The organism is Streptosporangium sp. NPDC053982, assembly GCF_055585205.1.
Window position 1 is genome coordinate 403,744 of record NZ_JBVJKQ010000005.1, and the last position, 18,751, is coordinate 422,494.

Below are 18,751 nucleotides of genomic sequence, written 5' to 3' on the forward strand. Positions count from 1 at the left end.
TACGGCGGGCGCGCGGGGCGTGACGGGGCCGGGCCCGCGGGGCGGGGCCGGACGGCGGGCGCGGGCCGGACGGTGAGGCCGGACGGCGGGCGGGTTAGGGTCGGCGGGTGCGTGCGGCCAGGCTGATGTCGTTGCTGTTGCTGCTCCAGGCGCGCGGCGGGATGACCGCCGCGGAGCTCGCCCGCGAGCTGGAGGTCTCCGAGCGGACCGTCCACCGTGACGTGCTCGCCCTGGCCGAGGCCGGGGTGCCGGTCTACGCCGACCGCGGCCGGGGCGGCGGCTACCGCCTGCTGGAGGGCTACCGCACCCGCCTGACGGGTCTGGACCGGGCCGAGGCGGAGGCCCTGTTCCTGTCCGGGGTGCCGCGGGCGCTGCGGGACATGGGGCTCGGCGAGGTGGCGGCCTCGGCGCGGCTGAAGGCGGCGGCCGCGCTGTCGCCCGGCGCACGCGACGCCCCCGCGAGCGCCTCGCAGCGCTTCCACCTGGACGCCCCCGGCTGGTTCGCCGGGAACAGCCCACCGCCGGAGGCGCTGGCCCCGCTGGCCAGGGCGGTGTGGGGCGATCACCCCGTCACCGGCCTCTACCGGGGCGAGCACCGGACGCTGGAGCCGTACGGGCTGGTGCTCAAGGCCGGGGTCTGGTACCTGGCGACGCGGTCGGTGATCTACCGGGTGGACCGCTTCTCGGGGGTCGAGGCGCACACCGACCGGCGTTTCGAGCGCGACCGCGGCTTCGACCTGGCGGCGTTCTGGGAGGAGCGCGCCGCGGAGTTCGCCCGCTCGCTGCTGCGGACGCGGGTCACCGTACGGCTCAGCGCCCTCGGTCACCGGCGGCTGCGGATCTTCGCCGACCCGGCGGCCCTGGACGAGGCGCTGGCGTCGGCCACCGGACCCGACGGGCAGGGGTGGGTCACGGTGTCGCTGCCCGTCGAGTCGGTGGAGGTCGCCTACGGCCAGCTCCTGCGGTTCGGGCCCGAGGCCGAGGTCCTCGATCCGCCGGAGCTGCGCGCGCTCCTGGCCGGGGCCGCCGCGCGGATGAACGCCCTGTACGGCGGGCCCGGGGACGCGACCGTACCGGGCTGAGGACGGGCGATGCGGGCCCGGGGACGCGACCGTACCGGGCCGAGGACGGGGGGTGCGGGCCCGGAGGCGCCGGGGGCCGCGTGCCGCCCGGCACGCGGCCCCGCCCCCGTCCCCCCGGATCAGCGGTAGCCGGTGACGTCGGCGGGCTTGCCCTTGCTCTGCACCTCCTCGATGTAGCGCCAGGCATCGGGCACGCTGCCGTCGACGTCGGTGACCCCGTACTCCTGGGCGAGCTGGAAGCTGGAGACGGTCCGCCCCGACCAGCGGGCGCGGTCGTCGGCGGCGGCCAGCGCGGCGACGGCCCGGCCCGCGAAGGCCGGCGACTCGGTGATCGCGAAGTGCGGGTCCCGGGCGGTGGCGTCGAGCCAGTTGTCCTCGGTGACGCCGTAGTGCTCCAGCATCGCCTCCGAGCGGATCCAGCCGGGCGTCAGCGTGACGGCGGAGCAGCCGTGCGGGCGCAGTTCGTGGTCCATGGAGAACGCCAGGCGGTTGAGTGAGGTCTTGGCCAGGTCGTAGAAGACGGAGAGGCGGTAGTTGACGGCGTTGTACTCGGCGGTGCCGTCGGTCACCTCGACGAGCAGGCCACCGGGGTTCCTGATCATGAGTGGCAGGAGGTGGTGGCTGGTGATGAGGTGGGTGTCGATCGCCAGGCGCATCAGGCGCAGCCCGTCGTCCAGCGGGTGCTCCCACACCGGCACGTCCCACTTGGCGAACATGTCGCCGCCCCAGATGTCGTTGACGAGGATGTCGAGGCGGCCGTGCTCGCGGTCGATCCGCTCGGCCAGCGCGCGCACCTGGTCGCTCTCCAGGTGGTCGACGCGCTGGGCGACGCCCCGGCCACCGGCGCGGGTCACCAGCTCGGCGGTCTCCTCGATGGTCTCGGGGCGGCCCATCTCGGATCGTTCCCCGCGGGTGGTCCGGCCGGTGCAGTAGACCGTGGCGCCCGCCTCGCCGAGCGCCACCGCGATGGCCCGTCCCGTCCCCCTCGTCGCCCCGGCGACCAGGGCGACCTTCTCCTTCAGCGTGTTGTGCATGGGGACGATGCTGCCGCCGAAAGAGGACACCTGATGTCATGTTTTCCCGGCGGTCTTCACCGTGTCACACCAGATAGCGGAACCACAGGTACGGCGTGGCGACCAGGATGGTGGCGAAGGTGACGACGAGGCCGTACTTGGTGAACTGCCAGAAGCTGATCGGCGTCCGGTTGCGCGCGGCGATGCCCAGGACGACCACGTTGGCCGCCGCGCCGACCGCGGTGGCGTTGCCGCCCAGGTCGGCGCCGAGGGCCAGCGCCCACCACAGCACCTCCGCCGGGCCGTTGCCGCCGTTGGCGTTCACCAGCTCGGCGACGATCGGGCTCATGGTCGCCACGTAGGGGATGTTGTCCACGATCGCCGAGATGACCGCGGAGATCCACAGCAGGCCGATGGCGGCCACCCCCAGGCGGCCCTGGGTGGCCTCGACGGCGGCCTGGGAGACCTGCTTGATGACGCCGGTCTCGACCAGCGCGCCGACCATGACGAAGAGCCCGGCGAAGAAAACCAGGGTGGGCCACTCGACCTCGCGGATCGCCTCCTCGGTGGTGACCCTGGTGACCGCCACCAGGACACCGGCGCCGAGGATCGCCACCACCGACGGCTCGTAGTGCAGCACGGGGTGCAGGACGAAGGCGGCCAGTACCAGGGCGAGCACCGTGAGGCTCTGCCACAGCAGGCGGCGGTCGGCGATGGCCTCGCGCTCGTTCAGCTGCATGATCTCGGCGGCGCGCTCGGGGTCGTAGACGAACGCCTTGCGGAACAGCAGGCGGCACAGGCCGATGAACACGACCATCAGCACCACCACCAGCGGCGCCAGGTGGACGAGGAAGTCGTTGAAGGTCAGCCCGGCGCGGCTGGCGATGATGATGTTGGGCGGGTCGCCGACCAGGGTGGCGGTGCCGCCGATGTTGGAAGCCATGGCCTCGGCGATGAGGAACGGCGCGACCGGCAGCGCGAGCCGCTCGCACACCAGGAACGTCACCGGGGCGATCAGCAGGACCGTGGTGACGTTGTCCAGCAGCGCCGACGCGACCGCCGTGATCACCAGGAGCAGCACCATGAGCCGGAAGGGGCGGCCCCTGGCCCGTTTGGCGGCCCAGATCGCCAGATACTCGAAGACGCCCGTCTGTTTGAGCACCCCGACGATGATCATCATGCCGAGCAGCAGGAAGATGACGTTCCAGTCGACGCCGGAGTGCTCGGAGAAGAACGCGGCCCGGCCGTCGGTGGCGTGGATGATCAGCATGATGCCGGCCCCGCCGAGCGCCGCCGCGACGCGGTTGACCTTCTCGCTGGCGATCAGCGTGTACGCGCCGAGGAAGATCGCGACCGCCAGCCACGCGGTGACCGTCACGACGAGAGCACCCGGCCCAGCAGCCTGGTCAGCAGGACGGCTCCCAGCAGGCGCCCGTCGTCCATGACCGCGACCAGCGGGCTGGAGGTGCGGGCCATGAGCGCGGCCACCTCCAGCACGGTCGCGTCGGGGTCGGTCACCGGCAGTTCCCGGGGGTCGTCCGGCATGCAGTCGCGGACGGTGCGCTCGGCCAGCGACCGCAGGAACACGTCGGCGTGCGCCTCGTCCACCACCCGGGCCAGCGCGGGATCGTCCAGGCAGTAGCGCGGTACGGCCAGTCGCAGCACCGCGGTGGCGGGCAGCACGCCGACGGGTGAGCCGCCGTCGTCGACGACGATCAGCGCGAGCAGGTGCCGGTCGGCCACGATCCGGGCGGCGTCGGCCGCCGGGGCGTCGAGGGGGATGGTGGGGAACTCGCTGACGAGGTCGCGGGCGCGCATCGGATGCACCGGCACTTTCGGGGTCGACGACAGAACTGCCGACCAGACTTCCCGGCTCACCCCGCCGATCAACCTATCAAGCCGCGGCGGGGATCAGTGCTCCGGCGGGCCGGGGACCACGATCATCGGGCAGGCGGCGTGGTGGATCAGTGAGTGGCTCACCGAGCCGAGCAGCAGGCCGCCCAGCTCACCGCGTCCCCGCGACCCCACGACCAGCAGGTCGGCCCGCGCGGACAGGTCCCTGAGCACCTCGACCGGGTGGCCCTGCTCCACCTGTTCGGCGACCTTGACGTCCGGGTGGCTCTCACCCCGGCCGGCCAGGGCCTCGGCCAGGACCCGCCGCTCGTCTTCGGCCGTCTCGCGCGGCGGAAACGGGGCGACGGACCGCCGCCAGGCGTGGACGGCCCGCAGCGGGGCGCCGCGCAGGGCCGCCTCGGCGAAGGCGAGGTCGACGGCCGCCGCGCCGCCCGGGGATCCGTCGACGCCCACGACCACCTCGCCGCGTGAGTGGGCGGGCAGGTCGCGCACGACGGCCACCGGGCAGGAGGCGCGGCCGGTCACGCCGAGCGCGATCGAGCCGAGCAGCATCCCCCGGAACCCGCCCAGCCCGTGGCTGCCCACCACCAGCAGCTCCGCCTCCCGGGCGGCCTCCAGCAGCACGTTCCGGGGCTCGCCGGGCAGCAGCTCCGTCTCCGTCTCGACGCCGCCGCCCTCCTCCTCCACCCGGGCCAGCGCGCCGGTCAGTGTGGCGGCGGCCCCGTCGCGCATCCACCGGCCCACCTCGGCGTACGGGGCGCCCTCGGTCATCCGCAGCGGCCAGGCCGGCATGACGTGCACGACGCGCAGCGCGGTCCGGCGCAGGCGGGCCTCCCGGACCGCCCAGCTCACGGCGCCCAGGCCGGCGTGCGAGCCGTCGACTCCCACCAGGATCACGGTGTCCTCCCCCTGCTCTCGCGGGCCGGTGGCCCGGTCGTACGGTGCTCCCGTGCGCCGGCAGGCGCTTCCGGGCGCTCCCCCGAATGATCACCGGTCAGTGCGGCGGGCGTTCCTCCAGCACTTCGGAGACCGGCCGCCGGGTGGCGGCGTTCTCGTCGAAGGTGAACCCGAGACGCATGATCATCTGCGGGTACTCGCCGGACAGCAGCTCCTGCCGGATGAACTCCCGCAGGTGGTGCGCCTCCAGCGCCTGGGTGTGGAAGGCGGCGCTGAGTCCGTACGCCGAGGCGTGCAGCAGCACGCGCTGCAGGGCCTCACCGGCGGTGATCCAGTCCTCGCGGGAGTCGCCGCGCGTGGTCAGCACGGCCACCGTGCCGGTGGAGGTGCCGTAGAACTGGTCGCTGTCGTTGCCCCAGGGATGGCCGTGGGCGTAGTCGCGCTGGGCGAAGTGCGGGCGGGTCCGCCGGGGCTCCCGGGGGTAGCCGCCCGCCGGGACGCCGTCGCCCCGCATGCTGCCCGGGGGCCGGGCCCAGCGGACCACCTCCAGGGAGAACAGCCGGTCCTGCGACTGCACGTCCTGTGCGGCGGAGGTGAGGGCGGCGAGCACCCGGACGGCGGCCTCGGCGTGGATCGGCGTGAGCCGCGCGCCCTCGGCGGCGGCCTGGGCGGCCAGCGTCTCCTCCAGGCGCTCGGGGACGGGCAGCTCGGTGAACCCGGCGCGGTGGGTGCGGCGGCGTTCGATCTCGGCGTGCAGCAGGGCGGTGTGCTCGTCGGGGACGACCGTCCCGCCGACCCGTACGGTCGCCACCAGGGCGGGGCGGTCGGGGTCGGGCAGGATCCGCACGAGGGGTTCGTGGCCGAGGCGGCGCAGCGTGAGCCGTACGTTCGTCAGGGCCGCGCCGCAGCTGATCAGCAGCTCGCGGCCGGCGGCGTCGCCGATCCGCAGTTTGCGGTCGCCGTCGGCGCGCAGGGCGATCTCGTCGCCCTCGACGGTGAAGGACCACGGCTGGGTGTTGTGCACCGACGGCGCCCAGACCGCGGCCTGGACCGCCGCCCTCGTCGCCGAGATGATCTCCTCGATCGGGTGAGCGCTCATGACCGTCCTCCGCCGGGCGTCCGCGCGGAGGCGGCCCGCGCGCCCGGGACATCCTTGGTCGTCATCATCGCCTCCTCCTGTCGATCGTCCCCGGACGGCGGCCCGGCGGTCAGCGGCGAAAGTCCCCGATGGCAGGGACCATGGCCCCGGTACGGTTCCGCCCTCCGCCCGGAGGCCACGCCGGGGATCCGGCCGCCGTCCGGGCCGCGACGGGGTCACGCCGGGGAGCGAACGCCGAGGGCGAGGGAGAAGTAGGCCTCCTCCTCCTGGTCGAAGTGGAGCAGCAGCACCGCGTGCAGGCCGTACAGGCAGGAGCGCAGGTCGTCGAGCTGCTCCGGGCGGAGCCCGGCGTCCCCGGCGAGGTCGAGGTGGCGGCCCAGCCGGCGGACGAGCCGTTCGATCTCCGCGTGCGCCCTGCTCATCGTCATGGTCACCTCGGGGCCGCCGAGAACCTGGCCCATCGCCGGGTACAGCGCGCGTTCCTCGGCCCGCTCGTGCGGGAGGAGCCGTTCGGTGAGGAAGCGGTGGACCTCCCGCAGGCGTTCCAGGTCTTCGGGGCCGGGGCGTTCGCCCAGTTCGTCGGCGGTCCGGCGGATCAGTTCCAGCGGCGGCCGCAGCGAGGAGTGGTCCAGCTCGAAGCGGCGCAGCAGGGACTCGGTGGCGGCGTCCACCTCCGGGCGGGTGCCGCGCGCCGGGCGCAGCGCCCGCAGCGCGTTGACGATCACCGCGATGTCGATGGCCTCCTGCAGCAGCGCGCCGGCCGCGGGCGGCAGCAGCCCGGCCGCGGCGGCGGCCATGGCGAGCAGCGACATCGCCATCCCGGCGGCGGCACTCTGCACGGCGATGCGCCGGGAGCGGCGGGCGACGTCCATGGCGTCGGCCAGGCGGTCCAGCCGGTCGGCGGTGAGCACCACGTCGGCGGCCTGGGTGGAGGCGGCCGAGCCCCGGGCGCCCATGGCGACCCCGACGTCGGCGGCGGCCAGGGCGGGGGCGTCGTTGACGCCGTCGCCGACCATCACGGTCACCGCCCGGCCGGTCTCCCGCCGTACCGCCGCGACCTTGTCCGCGGGCGTCTGCCCGGCCAGCACGCGGTCCACGCCGAGGACCACGCCGACGCTCTCGGCGACCTCGGGGCGGTCCCCGGTGAGCATGACCACCCGGTCGATCCCGGCCTCGCGCATCCGGCGCAGGGTCCGTGCCGCGTCGGACCGCACGGTGTCGCGGAGCAGGATCACCCCGGCCGGTTCGCCGTCGGCGGTCACCCAGACGGTCATGGCGCCGTCCAGGGCGGCCCGCGCCCGCTGGACGCGTTCCCACTCCGGATGGGTGGGGGCGGTGGCCTTGCCGACCTCGATGCGGCGGCCCTCCACCAGCCCCTCGGTGCCGGTGCCCGGCCGCTCGACCACGCCGGACGGCTGCGGCGGGGAGACGCCGCGCTCCCGGGCGGTGCGGACGATCGCCTCGGCGAGCACGTGGGACGACATCCGGTCCACCGCGGCGGCCCAGCGCAGCACGTCGCCGGGGTCGGCGCCGGGCGCGGCCACGACGCCGGAGACGTCCGGCCGGCCCGAGGTCAGCGTGCCGGTCTTGTCCAGCACCAGTGTGCGGGCCTGCCCGAGCCGCTCCAGCGCCCCGCCGCCCTTGACGACCACGCCGTGGCGGGCGGTGCGGGACAGGCCGGAGGCGATCGCGGCGGGCGCGGCCAGCAGCAGCGGGCAGGGGGTGGCGACGACCAGCACGGCGACGGCGCGGACCGGGTCGCGGGACAGCCACCAGGCCGCCCCGGCCACGAGCAGCGTGAGGGGCAGGAACCAGGCGGCGAAGCGGTCGGCGAGCCGTACGACGGGGGCGCTCTCCGCCTCGGTCTCCCTGGCCAGCCGCACGACGCCGGCGTAGGCGCTGTCGGCCGCGGTGCGGGTGGCTCGCAGGTCGAACGCGGCGCCGGCGTTGACGGCGCCGCTGCGCACCGGCCGGCCCTCGGGGTACTCCACCGGCAGCGACTCGCCGGTCAGCGCCGACTCGTCCAGCAGCGCCGAGCCGGCGGCGACCACGCCGTCGGCGGGGACGGTCTCGCCAGGGGGGACCATCAGCAGGTCGCCGGGGCGGACCGCGTCCACCGGGACGAGGCGGGGCTCGCCGCCCTCGTAGCGCCGGGCCGAGCGGGGGGCGCGCTCGTACAGCGCGGTGAGGTCGCGCCGGGCGCGGCGCAGCGCGTGCTCCTCCAGGGCCCGGCCGGTGGCGAGCATCACGCCGATCAGCGCTCCGGCGAGGTACTCCCGTACGGCGAGCGCGCCGCCCAGGGCGAGGACGGCGATCGCGTCCACGCCCACCCGGCCGCCGCGCAGCGCCGAGACCACCCACCACGCCGCGGGCACGAGGGCCACGACGGTGACGGCCGCCCACACGACGCCGGCCGCGGCGGGCGCGCCGGCCAGGTACAGCGCGCCGCCGCACACCAGCCCGGCCACGGTGACGGCGAGCAGGACGGCGGTGGCCCGGTGCGCGACACGGCCGGGGTTCATGCCCGTACGACCGCCACCGGGCAGCGGGCGTGGTGCAGTACCCCCCGGCTGACCGAGCCCAGGATCGCCGAGCCGATCGTGCCCATGCCCCGCGAGCCGACGACGACCAGGTCGGCCTCGGCCGACGCCTCGACGAGGGCGTCGACGGGGTGGGCGCTGGAGACGTCCTCGATCACCGGCACGTCGGGGAGCTTCTCCCGCCAGGCGGTGAGCTTCTCGCGCACCATGCGGTCCTGGTAGCGGCGGACCTCGTCCATGTCGTAGGTGACGTCCGGCGCGAAGGCGTGCACCGGGAGCTGCCAGGCGTGGACCGCGCGCAGCGGGCAGCCGCGCACCCTGGCCTGCTCGAAGGCGTAGGCCAGGGCGGGGTCGGACTGCGGGGAGTCGTCGACGCCGACGACGACCTCGCGGCGGTGCTCCTCCCCTCCGGGGCGGACGACGACCACCGGGCAGCGGACGTGCCCGGCCACGTAGGTGCTCACCGAGCCGAGCAGGGCGCTGGCGAAGCCGCCCAGGCCGCGACTGCCGAGCACGATCTCGGCGGCGTCGCCGGCCTGCTCGCACAGGCTCCTCGTCCGGGACCCCTCGATGAGCCCGGTGGTCACCTCCAGCGTCGGCTGGTGGGCGCGCGCCCGGCTCTCGGCCTCCTCCAGGACCCGGCGCCCGCTCACGACGAGCGCGCCCGGCCACTCGGGGGCGGCGAACCGGGGGACGTCGTACGGCCCGCGCTCCACGACGTGCACGAGGCGCAGCGGCAGCCGCCGCCGGAAGGCGTCGTCGGCGGCCCACCGTACCGCCCTGTCGGCGTCGGGTGAGCCGTCCACCGCGGCGACGACGGGCGCGGGGCCGCCGGCCGCTCCGGGGACCGGCCGGCCGGTGTCGTTCGGGAACATGGTCTCCTCCTCAGGTCCTGCGCGTCTTCGGGTCCTCGGGTCCTCGGGCGGGCCCGCCGGTCCGCGGCGGGCTCAGTCGCGGTCCTTGACCACCGCCACCGTGCATCCGGCCCGCCGCAGCACCTCCCGGCTGACCGAGCCGAGCAGGCGGCTCCGCACCGGGCCGAGCCCGCGCGAGCCGACGACCAGCAGCCGCGCCCGGTGGCTGCCGGGCAGCAGCACCGGCAGCGGCGGGCCGCCGACCGTGCTGGTCGTGACGGTCACCCCGGCGGTTCCCCGGGGCAGTTCGGCGACGGCCTCGGCGACCCACCGCTCCAGCTCCTCCCCCGGCCTGCCCGGCCCGTCCCGGCGGGCGTGGATCGCGTGGATCGGCAGCCGGTGACCCCGGGCGTACCCGAGCGCGAACCGCAGGGCCGCCAGCGAGCAGGCCGACCCGTCCACCCCGACCACGACGGTCTCCGCGCGCCCCGCCGCCGATTCGGTCCCCCGTACGGCCAGCACGGGGCAGGCCGCGTGCGCGGCGACGTGGGAGCTCACCGAGCCCACGAGCAGCCCGGCCGTGCCGCCGCGGCCCCGGGCGCCGAGCACCAGCATCTCCGCCGTCCGGCCGAGCGAGACCAGTTCCGCCCCGGGGTCCCCCCGCAGCAGCACCGGCCGTACGGCGCGGCCGGGCAGCAGCCGCTCGGCCAGCTCCACCCCCTCCGACAGGACGAGCCCGGCGAGACCGCGTTCGCGCGCGGTCACCGCCGCCTCGCGTTCGGCCCGGGGGCCGTCCCACACGTGGCAGACGGTCAGCCTCCCGCCGCGCACCCCGCACGCCCGCGCCGCCCACTCGACGGCGGTTCGGCTCTGCGCGGACCCGTCGAACGCGACGACGATCTCACGTCCCGCGCGGGGGCGGGAGGCGGCGCCGTACGCGACCCGGGACAGGAAGTGGATCCGCGCGGCGAGCTGCGCGTCACCGCCACGAGTCATGCGGCAGCACCGGGACCAGGCGGAACATCCCCGTCATGAGCTCCGGCGGCTCCCCGTCGCCAGCCTCCTCGCCGATCCGGCCGGCCACCGCCCGCAGGACGTCGGTGGTGGTCACCATCCCCACGATGGTCCCGGACTCCCCCAGGACCGGGATCGCGGCGGTGCCGGCGCCGATCATGGCCGCCGCGGCCTCCCTCAGCGGCGCGTGCGCCGAGATGCGGGGGCAGCGGTGCCCGGAGACCAGGTCGTGGACGCGGACCCGGGACTGCTCGGCCGGGCCGCCCGACCAGCGGGCGGTGATGTCCTCGCGGGTGAGGACGCCCACCAGGTGGCGGTCGCCGTCCACGACCGGCAGGTGGTGGACGCCGGCCCGGCGCATGATCTCCCAGGCCAGCAGCGGCGACTCGTCGGGGTCGACGGCGACGAGCGTCCGGCTCATCACCCGGCCGACCGTGAGGTCGCGGACGTCCGGCGGGCTCTGCACGTCCATCACGCCTCCCCGCGGGCGCGCACCACGGCGACGGGGCAGTGGGAGTGGTGCAGCACGCCGTGGCTCACCGAGCCGAGCAGGGCCGAGCCGGCGCGGCCCAGCCCGCGGGAGCCGACGACCACCAGGTCCGCGTTCCGCGACGCGTCGCGGATGACCGCGACCGGGTGCCCGCAGACCACCGTCTCGGTCACCTCCACCTGCGGGTACTTGTCCCGCCAGGGGGCGAGCGCGTCCTTGATGATGTGCCGTTCGGAGGCGGCGATCTCCTCGATCAGCGGCGTGTAGGCGGTGGCGCCCGGTCCCACGACGGGCATCTGCCAGGTGTGCACGGCGTGCAGCCGGGCTCCGCGCCGGGCGGCGTCCTCGAAGGCGTACTCCAGGGCCGCGACCGAGTGGGCGGAACCGTCGAAGCCGACGACGACCTCGCCGGCCGGCTGCTCCCTCGGCTCCCCCTTGACCACCACGACGGAGGCGTTCACGTGCCCGGCCAGGGCCAGGGAGACCGAGCCGAGCAGCATGCCGGTGAATCCGCCCAAGCCGCGGCTGCCGACCACGACCTCCCGGGCGTCGGCGGCCTCGCGGCGCAGGACCTCCACGATCCTGCCCGGCTCCAGAACGGCGTCCACCTCCAGCTGGGGAGCGTGCTCGCGGGCCAGGTCGGCGGCGCTTTCGAGCATTCCCCGGCAGTACTCGGCCATGGAGTCGCGGAAACCCGGCGGGGTCTGGAGCGGGAGGTCGTAGGTCCACGGTTCGCACACGTGCACGATCCGCAGGGCCCAGCCGCGCCGGACCGCGTCGTCGGCGGCCCATCGAACCGCGGCCCGCGCCGGAGCGGAGCCGTCCGTACCCACCAGTACGTGCGCTGTCATGTCACCCTCCTCAGGTTCATCACCGTCCATCCGACACCCGGGCCGTGGTCCGCCGCAGCGGCCGAAAGACCCGTCCGCCAGGGACTTCCGGTCCGGTTGCCGACGCTCCGGTCCGACCGCCGTCGCCGTCACGGGCCGGAGCCCGCCCTCGCCTCCTCCCGTGAAGCGGCCCGTCCGCCGCCTCCTCCCGCTCCTCCCGCTCCTCCCGCGAAGCCCTCCTCCCGCAGGGCGCCGCCGTCCGCGTCCCTCGTGTCTCACCCCTCCTCCGGAGACGGCACCACCGCGACCGGGCAGTGGGCGTGGTGCAGCACGCCGCGGCTGACCGAGCCCAGCACGAGCGAGCCGAGCCCGGTCAGGCCGCGCGAGCCGACGACCACGAGGTCGGCCCGGGCCGAGGCCTCGCAGAGGGCGGACACCGGGTGGGCGCAGACGGACGTCTCGGCCGTCTCCACCTGGGGGTGGTCCTCGATCCACGACTCCAGCACCCCGTGCACCGCCTCCCGGCCGGAGGCGAGGGCGTCCTCGGCCAGCGACGAGCAGCCGGCCGCGTACGGGGTCATCACGGTCGCGTGCCAGGCGTAGACCACGCGGAGGCGGGCGCCGCGGCGGGCGGCCTCGGCGAAGGCGTACTCCAGCGCGGCGCGGGACGCGGCCGACCCGTCGAACCCGGCGACGATCTCCCCCTGAACGGCCTCCTGGGCGCCGCGCACCACGACCACGGGACAGGCCGCCCGGCCGGCCAGGCCCACCCCGACCGACCCGACCAGCATGCCGGCGAAGCCGCCCAGGCCCCGGCTGCCGACGACGACCTGGACCGCCCGGCGGGACTCCTCCAGCAGCGTCTCGATGACCCGCCCGGTGACGAGCACCGGCGTCACCTCCACGCCGGGCGCCTGCTCGCGGGCCAGGTCCACGGCGGTGGAGAGCATCTCCTCGCAGGCGCGCGACACGCCCACCGGCGCGCCGGGCACCCGCGCGCCGGGTACCTGCGCCCCGGACGGCTGGACGCCCGGCACCTGCACGTACGGCAGGTCGTAGGCCCACGGCTCACAGACGTGGACGACGCGCAGGCCGCACCCGCGCCGGGCGGCGTCGTCGGCCGCCCACTTCACCCCGATCGACGCCGGCCTCGATCCGTCCGTGCCGGCCACCACGTGCCCGCCCATGGTTCCTCCCGTCCTGCGTCACCGTCTCCTGTTCTCCGCGCCCGGGGATCAGGGATTCTCAAGGTCCTCCAGGTTCTCCGGGTCCGCCGGGTCCGGCCGGTCCCACGGCGGGGGCACGACCGCGACGGCCCCGGAGGCGTGCCTGACCAGGGAGCGGGTCATCAGCCCCAGATGCCCGGACAGCAGCGCCGACCGGCCCGCCCCGGCCACGAGGAGGGTCGCCTCGGCCGACGCGGTCAGCAGCGCCTCCTTCGGAGCGGTGGTGCTGAGGCAGACGTCGACGGTGACCTTCGGGTACTTCTCCTGCCACCCGGCGAGGCGCTCGTCCACCCACTCCCGGCAGACCCGGGCCGAGTCGTCGATGTCGGGCAGCGGGGCCATGGCCACGCCCCACGCCGTGAGGTGACGCGGATGGCCGGCGTGCATGACGAGCAGCCGCAGCCGCCGCAGCGCCGCCTCCTCGAAGGCGAACTCCAGCACCTCGTCGGAGGTGGTGTCCTTCAGGCCGAGCACCACCGGGCCGGCGTGCAGCGGCACGGGGATCGGGCCGGTCCCCCGGGTGATGACCACCGGGGCCCGCGCGTGGGCGGCGACGGAGGAGGCGGTGGAGCCGATTACCGACCGGGCCGGGGCGTTCCGCCCGCGGGAGCCGATCACGACGAGTTCGGCGTCGGCGGACAGCTCCACCAGCCGCCGGGCGGCGTGCCCCTCGTAGAGGTCGGTGGCCACCTCCACGATCGTGCTGCACGCCCGCGCGCAGTCGGCGCCGTGCCGCAGCACCCGCCCGGCCGCCTCCCGCCGGCGTTCCCCGGCGTCCTCGCCGGCCTCGCCGTACGGCCACTGCCAGGCGTGGACGACGGTCAGCGGGAGCCGTCTGAGCTCGGCCTCGTCCATGGCCCACTCCAGGGCCTGCAGCGAGTGGTCCGAGCCGTCGTAGCCGGTCACGACCCTGCGCCTTCTCATCCGCGGTTTCACCATGCTGTTCCCCTCGGTACTTCCCTTGATGTCCGGGGACGGCGGACGGCGGGTGGCCGTCTCAGCCGCCCCCGGCCAGCCGTACCGCCGTCACCTTGTACTCCGGGCACGACGTCACGGTGTCGGTGTGGTCGGAGGTGAGGGTGTTGACCCCGTTCCCGGGGAAGTGGAAGGCGCAGAACACCTGCCCCGGGGCCACCTCGCCGGTGAGCCGGGCGAGCAGCGTGGCCCGGCCGTGCCGGCTCTCCACGACCACCGGCGCGCCGTCGGCGAGGCCGTACCGGGCGGCGTCCACCGGGTGCAGGTCGAGCCGGTCGCCGGGGTCCAGCAGGAGGTTGCCCGTACGGCGGGTCATGGTTCCGGAGTTGTAGTGCGCCCAGCGCCGCCCGGTGACCATGACCAGCGGGTAGCGGTCGTCCGGCGTCTCACCCGGCGGCAGGTACGGCGGGGCGGCCAGGCGGGCCAGGCCGTCGGGGGTGGCGAACCGCTCCCGGTACAGGCTCGCCTCCCCGGGGGCGGCGGGGTCCGGGCACGGCCAGGGGACGGCGCCCTCGGCGTCCAGCCGCTCGTGCGACAGCCCGGCGAACAGCGGGGCCACCGCGGCGCACTCGGCCAGCGCGGCGGCCGGGGTGGGGCAGCCGAGGTCCGCGCCGAGCGCGGCGGCGACGGCGTTGATCACCGCGAAGTCGGCCATGGCCTCCCCCGGCGGGTCCAGCGCGGGGCGGACCCGCTGGAAGCGGCGGTCGAAGTTGACGAAGGTGCCGTCCTTCTCCAGCCACGACGCCACCGGCAGCACGACGTCTGCGCGGCGCGCGGTCTCCGAGGGGAACAGCTCCTGGCAGATCACCAGCGGGCAGGCGTCGAGCGCCTCGGCGACCCTTCCCGCGTCCGGGTCGGTGGCGCAGACGTCCTCCCCCATGATCCACAGCGCCCGCAGCGTCCCGGCGCGGGCGGCGGCGAACATCTCCGGGATGCGCATGCCCGGCCGTTCCGGGACCGGCGTGCCCCAGACGGCCTCGGCCCGCCGCCGGGCGTCCGGGTCGTCGACCCTGCCGTAGCCGGGCAGCGTGTCAGGCAGCGCGCCCATGTCGGAGGCGCCCTGGACGTTGTTCTGGCCGCGCAGCGGGTTGATCCCGAAGCCGCGGCCGGTGCCGACCGCGCCGCGCAGGATCGCCAGGTTGGCCAGCGCCCGCACCCCGTCGGTGCCGTGCAGGTGCTCGGTGACGCCGAGGCCGTAGAGGATCGCGGGGCGTCCGGCCCCGCCGTACAGGCGGGCGGCGGCCACCAGGTCGGCGGCCGGGACGCCGGTGACGGCGGCCACCCGCTCCGGCGGGTAGTCGCCGAGGAGCGCGGTCAGCTCCGGCAGACCGGTGGCGCGGCTCCGCAGGAACCCCTCGTCGATCATCCCCTCGGCCAGCAGCACGTGCGCCAGCCCGTGGAACAGGGCGACGTTCGTCCCGGGGCGGGGCCGCAGGTGCACGTCGGCGTGACGGACCAGCCCCACGGCCCTCGGGTCGGCGACGATCAGCCGCGTCCCGTCCTCCAGGACGCGGCGCAGCAGCCGGGCCCCCACCACCGGGTGGGCCTCGGCCGGGTTGGCGCCCACCAGCAGCAGGCAGTCGGCGCGCTCGACGTCCTCGAAGGCGTCGGTGCCGCCGGGCAGGCCGAGGGAGGCGGTCAGCCCGGCCGCCGAGGGCGAGTGGCACAGCCGGGAGCAGTTGTCGACGTTGTTCGTGCCGAGGACGACCCGCATGAGCTTCTGCAGCAGGTAGTTCTCCTCGTTGGTGGCCCGCGCCGAGGAGATCGCCGCCACCGCGCCGGGGCCGCCTCCGGCGACGGCGGCCCGCAGTCCCCGGGCGACGTGGCCGAGCGCCTCGGCCCAGGTGACCTCCTCCAGGCGGCCGTCGCGGCGCAGCAGCGGCCGGGTGAGGCGGTCCGGCGCGCGCAGGAAGCCGTGGGCGAAGCGGCCCTTGACGCAGGCGTGGCCGCGGTTGACCGGGCCGTCGCGGCCGGGCAGCACGGCCGCGACCTCGCCGTCGCGGGTCAGCACGTCCAGCGAGCAGCCGACGCCGCAGTAGCCGCAGGTGGTGCGGGTGCGCGCGGTCACCGCCGCCCGGCCGCCGAGCGGCAGGCCGGGTTCGGTGAGCGCGCCGGTGGGGCAGGTGTCGACGCAGCCGCCGCAGGCCACGCAGTCGGAGTCGATCCACGGCCCGCCCGTGCCGGGGGCGACGACCGCGTCCGCGCCGCGGCCGGTCAGCGTGAGGGCGAAGGTGCCCTGGACCTCGGCGCACATGCGCACGCACCGGCCGCAGGCGATGCACAGGTCGCGGTCGAGGCGGACGTAGGGGTGGCTGTCGTCCCGGCCGCGCCCGCCCGGCGCGCGGGCGGTCTCCGGGCCGACGCCGAGCGCCCGGCACGCCTCGGCCAGCTCGCTGCCGGCGTCGCCGGCCAGGGCGCGCGGCGGCAGGCCCGCCACGATCAGCTCCACGGCCTCGCGGCGCAGCCCCGCCATCTCACCCGAGGCGACCTCCACGGAGGCACCGCCGGCCGCCGGGGTCACGCAGGCGGCGACGACGTGCCCGCCCGCCCGTACCAGGCAGGTACGGCAGGAGCCGGCCGGTGACAGGCGGTCGTCGTGGCACAGCGCGGGCAGCGTCGCCGGCCCGACGCCGGCCGCGCGCACCGCGTCCAGCAGCGAGGCGTCCCCGCCCACCCGGACGACGACGCCGTCCACCGTCACCTCCACCGGAGCCGCCCGCGCGACCCCGGGGACCGCCGCCTCGGGGTCCCCCGTCCCAGGAGCCGCGGTCGCGGGCGCCGCCGTTCCGGGGGTGTCCGCCCGCGGCGGGCCGGGGTTCACGGGTCCCACCCTTCGAGGCGGTCGCCGTAGGCACGGGCGAGGCTGCGCACGGCGGCGGGGACCCGGCGGCCGAAGGCGCACAGGCTGGCCTGGTCCATCACCCGCAGCAGCCGCGCGTACTCCTCATCGGGCGGCCCGCCGTCCCGCACCGGCCTCTCGCCGTCCGCCGCCGGGTTCTCCACTCCGGTGGCACCGGGTGCGCCGCCGGAGGCCTCGGACGCGGTGCCGTACCCGGCGGGGGCGGGCCGCCCGCCGTACCCGGCGATCTCCAGGCCGCGGCGGGAGCCGACGCGGCAGGGTGAGCAGGCGCCGCAGCTCTCGGCGGCGGCGAAGGCCCACACGTGGCGCAGCACGTCGCGCGGGGCCGGGCGCCGGTCGAAGGCGACGAGGCCGGCGTGCCCGAGCGCTGCGCCGCGGGCGGCCAGGGCCTCCTCCGTCAGCGGCACGTCCAGCCCGCCGGGGGCCAGGAAACCGCCCAGCGGACCGCCGACCTGCAGGACGGCGAGCTCGGCGCCGTCGCGCAGGCCGCCGCCCAGTCCGGTGACGACGCGCGACAGCGGCGTGCCCAGCTCGACCTCGTAGCAGCCGGGGCGGGCGAACCGCTCCGACAGGCAGACCAGCTTCGTGCCGGTCTCGGCCGGGGTGCCGCGGCGGGCGTAGGCGGCGCCGCCCCGGCGCACGATCCACGGCACCGCGGCGAGCGTCTCGATGTTGTTGACCACGGTCGGATCGCCCCACAGCCCCTCCCGGACCGGGTACGGCGGGCGGGGCCGGGCGCAGCCGCGCTCCCCCTCCAGCCCGGCGATGAGGGCGGTCTCCTCCCCCGCGACGTAGGAGCCGGCCCCCGCGACGACGTGGACGTCGACACCGACGCCGGTGCCGTGGACGTCGCGGCCCAGATGCCCGGCGGCGCGGGCCCGGTCCACCGCGGCCCGCATCGTGGCCAGGGCGAGGGGGTACTCCGAGCGGACCAGCACCACGGCCCGGCGGGCGCCGCAGGCGAAGCAGGCCAGCGCGATCCCCTCCAGCACCCGTTCGGGGTCGGACTCCATCAGCAGCCGGTCGGCGTAGGAGCCGGGGTCCCCCTCGTCGCCGTTGGCCACGACCACGGTGGCGGGCGAGCCGCCCGCGGCGGCCCACTTCGCGGCGACCGGGAACCCCGCGCCGCCCCGTCCGCGCAGTCCGGAGGCGGCCACCTCGGCGGCCACCCGCGCGGGGTCGCCCTCCCGGACCACCCTGGGCCACACCTGCCAGGCGGCCTCCCGGCCGGTGATCCCAGCGAGCACGACGGGGTCTCCGGTGGCGTCGGCGGCCGGGATCGGCGGCGTCCGCGGCGGCACCCGGCCGGAGAGCTGGCCGGCGAGATCGGGGCCGGTGCACGGGACGTCGCCGTCGAGGCAGGCGGGGCCCGCGTAGCAGTAGCCGAGGCAGCGCACCCCCTGCAGCGAGACCTCGCCGTCGGGGGTGACGCCGTCCACGGCGACGCCGAGCGTCTCCTCCACCTCGGTCAGATGGCGGCCCGCGTCGGCGGCGAAGCAGGCCGCCGCCGTGCAGATCCGCACGTGCCGGCGGCCGTGCGGGACGGCGAGGTCTGCGTAGAAGGTCGCGGGGCCCAGGCCGGCGGCGGCCGGCAGGCCGAAGGCGCGGGCCATCCCCGGGGCCCACGCCGCCGGGCCGCCCGGCACGGTGGCGGCGGCCCCGGCCAGCGAGTCGATCAGCCGGGCACCGGGACGTCCGCGCCGGTCGGCCAGCGCGCGGAAGGCGTCCCAGCGGGCGACCGCGTTCATAGACCCATGATGAACCCGCCCGGTTCGCCCCCCTGGCACCATGGGAGTACCGCGATGGGACTTTTGCCGCTTCTCTACCGTTCCTCGCACTTCTCACGCTTCTCACGTTCTTGCACCCCTCGCGGCCCTCACGCTCCTCACATTCCTGCGCTCCTCGCGGCCCTCACGCTCCTCACATTCCTGCGCTCCTCGCGTTCCTCACGCCCCCGCCCTCCTCGCGCTCCTCGCGCGGCGGACGCCCGCGGGAAAGTTTCAGCGCCGACCTGCCG

Annotated in this window: 15 protein-coding genes; 1 reads left to right on the forward strand and 14 read right to left on the reverse strand. The window is 76.3% G+C overall.

Features of this window, described 5'->3' with window-relative positions:
- Positions 1-107: 107 nt before the first annotated feature.
- Entirely contained in the window at positions 108-1,082 is a 975-nt protein-coding gene (locus ACZ6W9_RS11505) for a helix-turn-helix transcriptional regulator (protein ID WP_470117527.1), read from the forward strand.
- A gap of 119 nt (positions 1,083-1,201) precedes the next feature.
- On the opposite strand, the gene ACZ6W9_RS11510 is transcribed toward ACZ6W9_RS11505, so the two are convergent.
- The 14 genes from ACZ6W9_RS11510 to ACZ6W9_RS11575 form a co-directional block, all read right to left on the reverse strand.
- Positions 1,202-2,116: an SDR family oxidoreductase gene (locus ACZ6W9_RS11510; protein WP_389967632.1), complete on the reverse strand. Its 915-nt coding sequence runs from the start codon at positions 2,114-2,116 to the stop codon at positions 1,202-1,204.
- Between the two features lie 64 nt (positions 2,117-2,180).
- Positions 2,181-3,473 carry an ArsB/NhaD family transporter gene (locus ACZ6W9_RS11515; protein WP_389967630.1) on the reverse strand — a complete coding sequence of 431 codons (1,293 nt, stop codon included), beginning with the start codon at positions 3,471-3,473 and terminating at the stop codon, positions 2,181-2,183.
- The gene (locus ACZ6W9_RS11520) at positions 3,470-3,913 is read right to left on the reverse strand and encodes a CBS domain-containing protein (protein WP_389967628.1); all 444 of its coding nucleotides are present in this window, start codon (positions 3,911-3,913) and stop codon (positions 3,470-3,472) included. The genes ACZ6W9_RS11515 and ACZ6W9_RS11520 overlap by 4 nt, the downstream gene beginning before the upstream one ends.
- Positions 3,914-4,006: 93 nt before the next feature.
- A complete protein-coding gene (locus ACZ6W9_RS11525; protein ID WP_389967626.1) occupies positions 4,007-4,846 on the reverse strand; it encodes a universal stress protein in 840 nt (279 codons plus the stop codon).
- A 97-nt stretch (positions 4,847-4,943) separates the two neighbouring features.
- Entirely contained in the window at positions 4,944-5,945 is a 1,002-nt protein-coding gene (locus ACZ6W9_RS11530) for an Acg family FMN-binding oxidoreductase (protein WP_389967624.1), read from the reverse strand.
- Between the two features lie 215 nt (positions 5,946-6,160).
- Positions 6,161-8,467, reverse strand: a complete 2,307-nt coding sequence (locus ACZ6W9_RS11535; RefSeq protein ID WP_470117530.1) for a heavy metal translocating P-type ATPase — start codon at positions 8,465-8,467, stop codon at positions 6,161-6,163.
- On the reverse strand, positions 8,464-9,360 hold the full coding sequence (locus ACZ6W9_RS11540) for a universal stress protein (protein WP_470117532.1): 897 nt from the start codon (positions 9,358-9,360) through the stop codon (positions 8,464-8,466). The genes ACZ6W9_RS11535 and ACZ6W9_RS11540 overlap by 4 nt, the downstream gene beginning before the upstream one ends.
- A gap of 72 nt (positions 9,361-9,432) precedes the next feature.
- Entirely contained in the window at positions 9,433-10,335 is a 903-nt protein-coding gene (locus ACZ6W9_RS11545; RefSeq protein ID WP_470117534.1) for a universal stress protein, read from the reverse strand.
- Positions 10,319-10,825: a CBS domain-containing protein gene (locus ACZ6W9_RS11550; RefSeq protein ID WP_389967616.1), complete on the reverse strand. Its 507-nt coding sequence runs from the start codon at positions 10,823-10,825 to the stop codon at positions 10,319-10,321. The genes ACZ6W9_RS11545 and ACZ6W9_RS11550 overlap by 17 nt, the downstream gene beginning before the upstream one ends.
- Positions 10,825-11,694, reverse strand: a complete 870-nt coding sequence (locus tag ACZ6W9_RS11555; RefSeq protein ID WP_362944872.1) for a universal stress protein — start codon at positions 11,692-11,694, stop codon at positions 10,825-10,827. The genes ACZ6W9_RS11550 and ACZ6W9_RS11555 overlap by 1 nt, the downstream gene beginning before the upstream one ends.
- Positions 11,695-11,948: 254 nt before the next feature.
- Entirely contained in the window at positions 11,949-12,860 is a 912-nt protein-coding gene (locus ACZ6W9_RS11560; RefSeq protein WP_389967614.1) for a universal stress protein, read from the reverse strand.
- 48 nt (positions 12,861-12,908) lie between these two features.
- Positions 12,909-13,823 (reverse strand): universal stress protein, encoded by a 915-nt coding sequence (locus ACZ6W9_RS11565; protein ID WP_470117537.1) that lies wholly within the window; start codon positions 13,821-13,823, stop codon positions 12,909-12,911.
- 73 nt (positions 13,824-13,896) lie between these two features.
- Complete coding sequence (fdhF, locus tag ACZ6W9_RS11570; RefSeq protein ID WP_470117539.1) at positions 13,897-16,695, reverse strand: formate dehydrogenase subunit alpha; 2,799 nt, start codon at positions 16,693-16,695, stop codon at positions 13,897-13,899.
- Complete coding sequence (locus ACZ6W9_RS11575; protein WP_470117540.1) at positions 16,692-18,482, reverse strand: NAD(P)H-dependent oxidoreductase subunit E; 1,791 nt, start codon at positions 18,480-18,482, stop codon at positions 16,692-16,694. The genes fdhF and ACZ6W9_RS11575 overlap by 4 nt, the downstream gene beginning before the upstream one ends.
- Positions 18,483-18,751: the final 269 nt, after the last annotated feature.

Excerpts from the sequence above, each read along its gene's own strand:
- ACZ6W9_RS11510 (WP_389967632.1), bottom strand. The coding sequence starts at position 2,116 with ATGCACAACACGCTGAAGGAGAAGGTCGCCCTGGTCGCCGGGGCGACG.
- ACZ6W9_RS11520 (WP_389967628.1), bottom strand. The coding sequence starts at position 3,913 with ATGCGCGCCCGCGACCTCGTCAGCGAGTTCCCCACCATCCCCCTCGAC.
- ACZ6W9_RS11530 (WP_389967624.1), bottom strand. The coding sequence starts at position 5,945 with ATGAGCGCTCACCCGATCGAGGAGATCATCTCGGCGACGAGGGCGGCG.
- ACZ6W9_RS11535 (WP_470117530.1), bottom strand. The coding sequence starts at position 8,467 with ATGAACCCCGGCCGTGTCGCGCACCGGGCCACCGCCGTCCTGCTCGCC.
- ACZ6W9_RS11540 (WP_470117532.1), bottom strand. The coding sequence starts at position 9,360 with ATGTTCCCGAACGACACCGGCCGGCCGGTCCCCGGAGCGGCCGGCGGC.
- ACZ6W9_RS11545 (WP_470117534.1), bottom strand. The coding sequence starts at position 10,335 with ATGACTCGTGGCGGTGACGCGCAGCTCGCCGCGCGGATCCACTTCCTG.
- ACZ6W9_RS11550 (WP_389967616.1), bottom strand. The coding sequence starts at position 10,825 with ATGGACGTGCAGAGCCCGCCGGACGTCCGCGACCTCACGGTCGGCCGG.
- ACZ6W9_RS11555 (WP_362944872.1), bottom strand. The coding sequence starts at position 11,694 with ATGACAGCGCACGTACTGGTGGGTACGGACGGCTCCGCTCCGGCGCGG.
- ACZ6W9_RS11560 (WP_389967614.1), bottom strand. The coding sequence starts at position 12,860 with ATGGGCGGGCACGTGGTGGCCGGCACGGACGGATCGAGGCCGGCGTCG.
- ACZ6W9_RS11565 (WP_470117537.1), bottom strand. The coding sequence starts at position 13,823 with ATGAGAAGGCGCAGGGTCGTGACCGGCTACGACGGCTCGGACCACTCG.
- ACZ6W9_RS11575 (WP_470117540.1), bottom strand. The coding sequence starts at position 18,482 with ATGAACGCGGTCGCCCGCTGGGACGCCTTCCGCGCGCTGGCCGACCGG.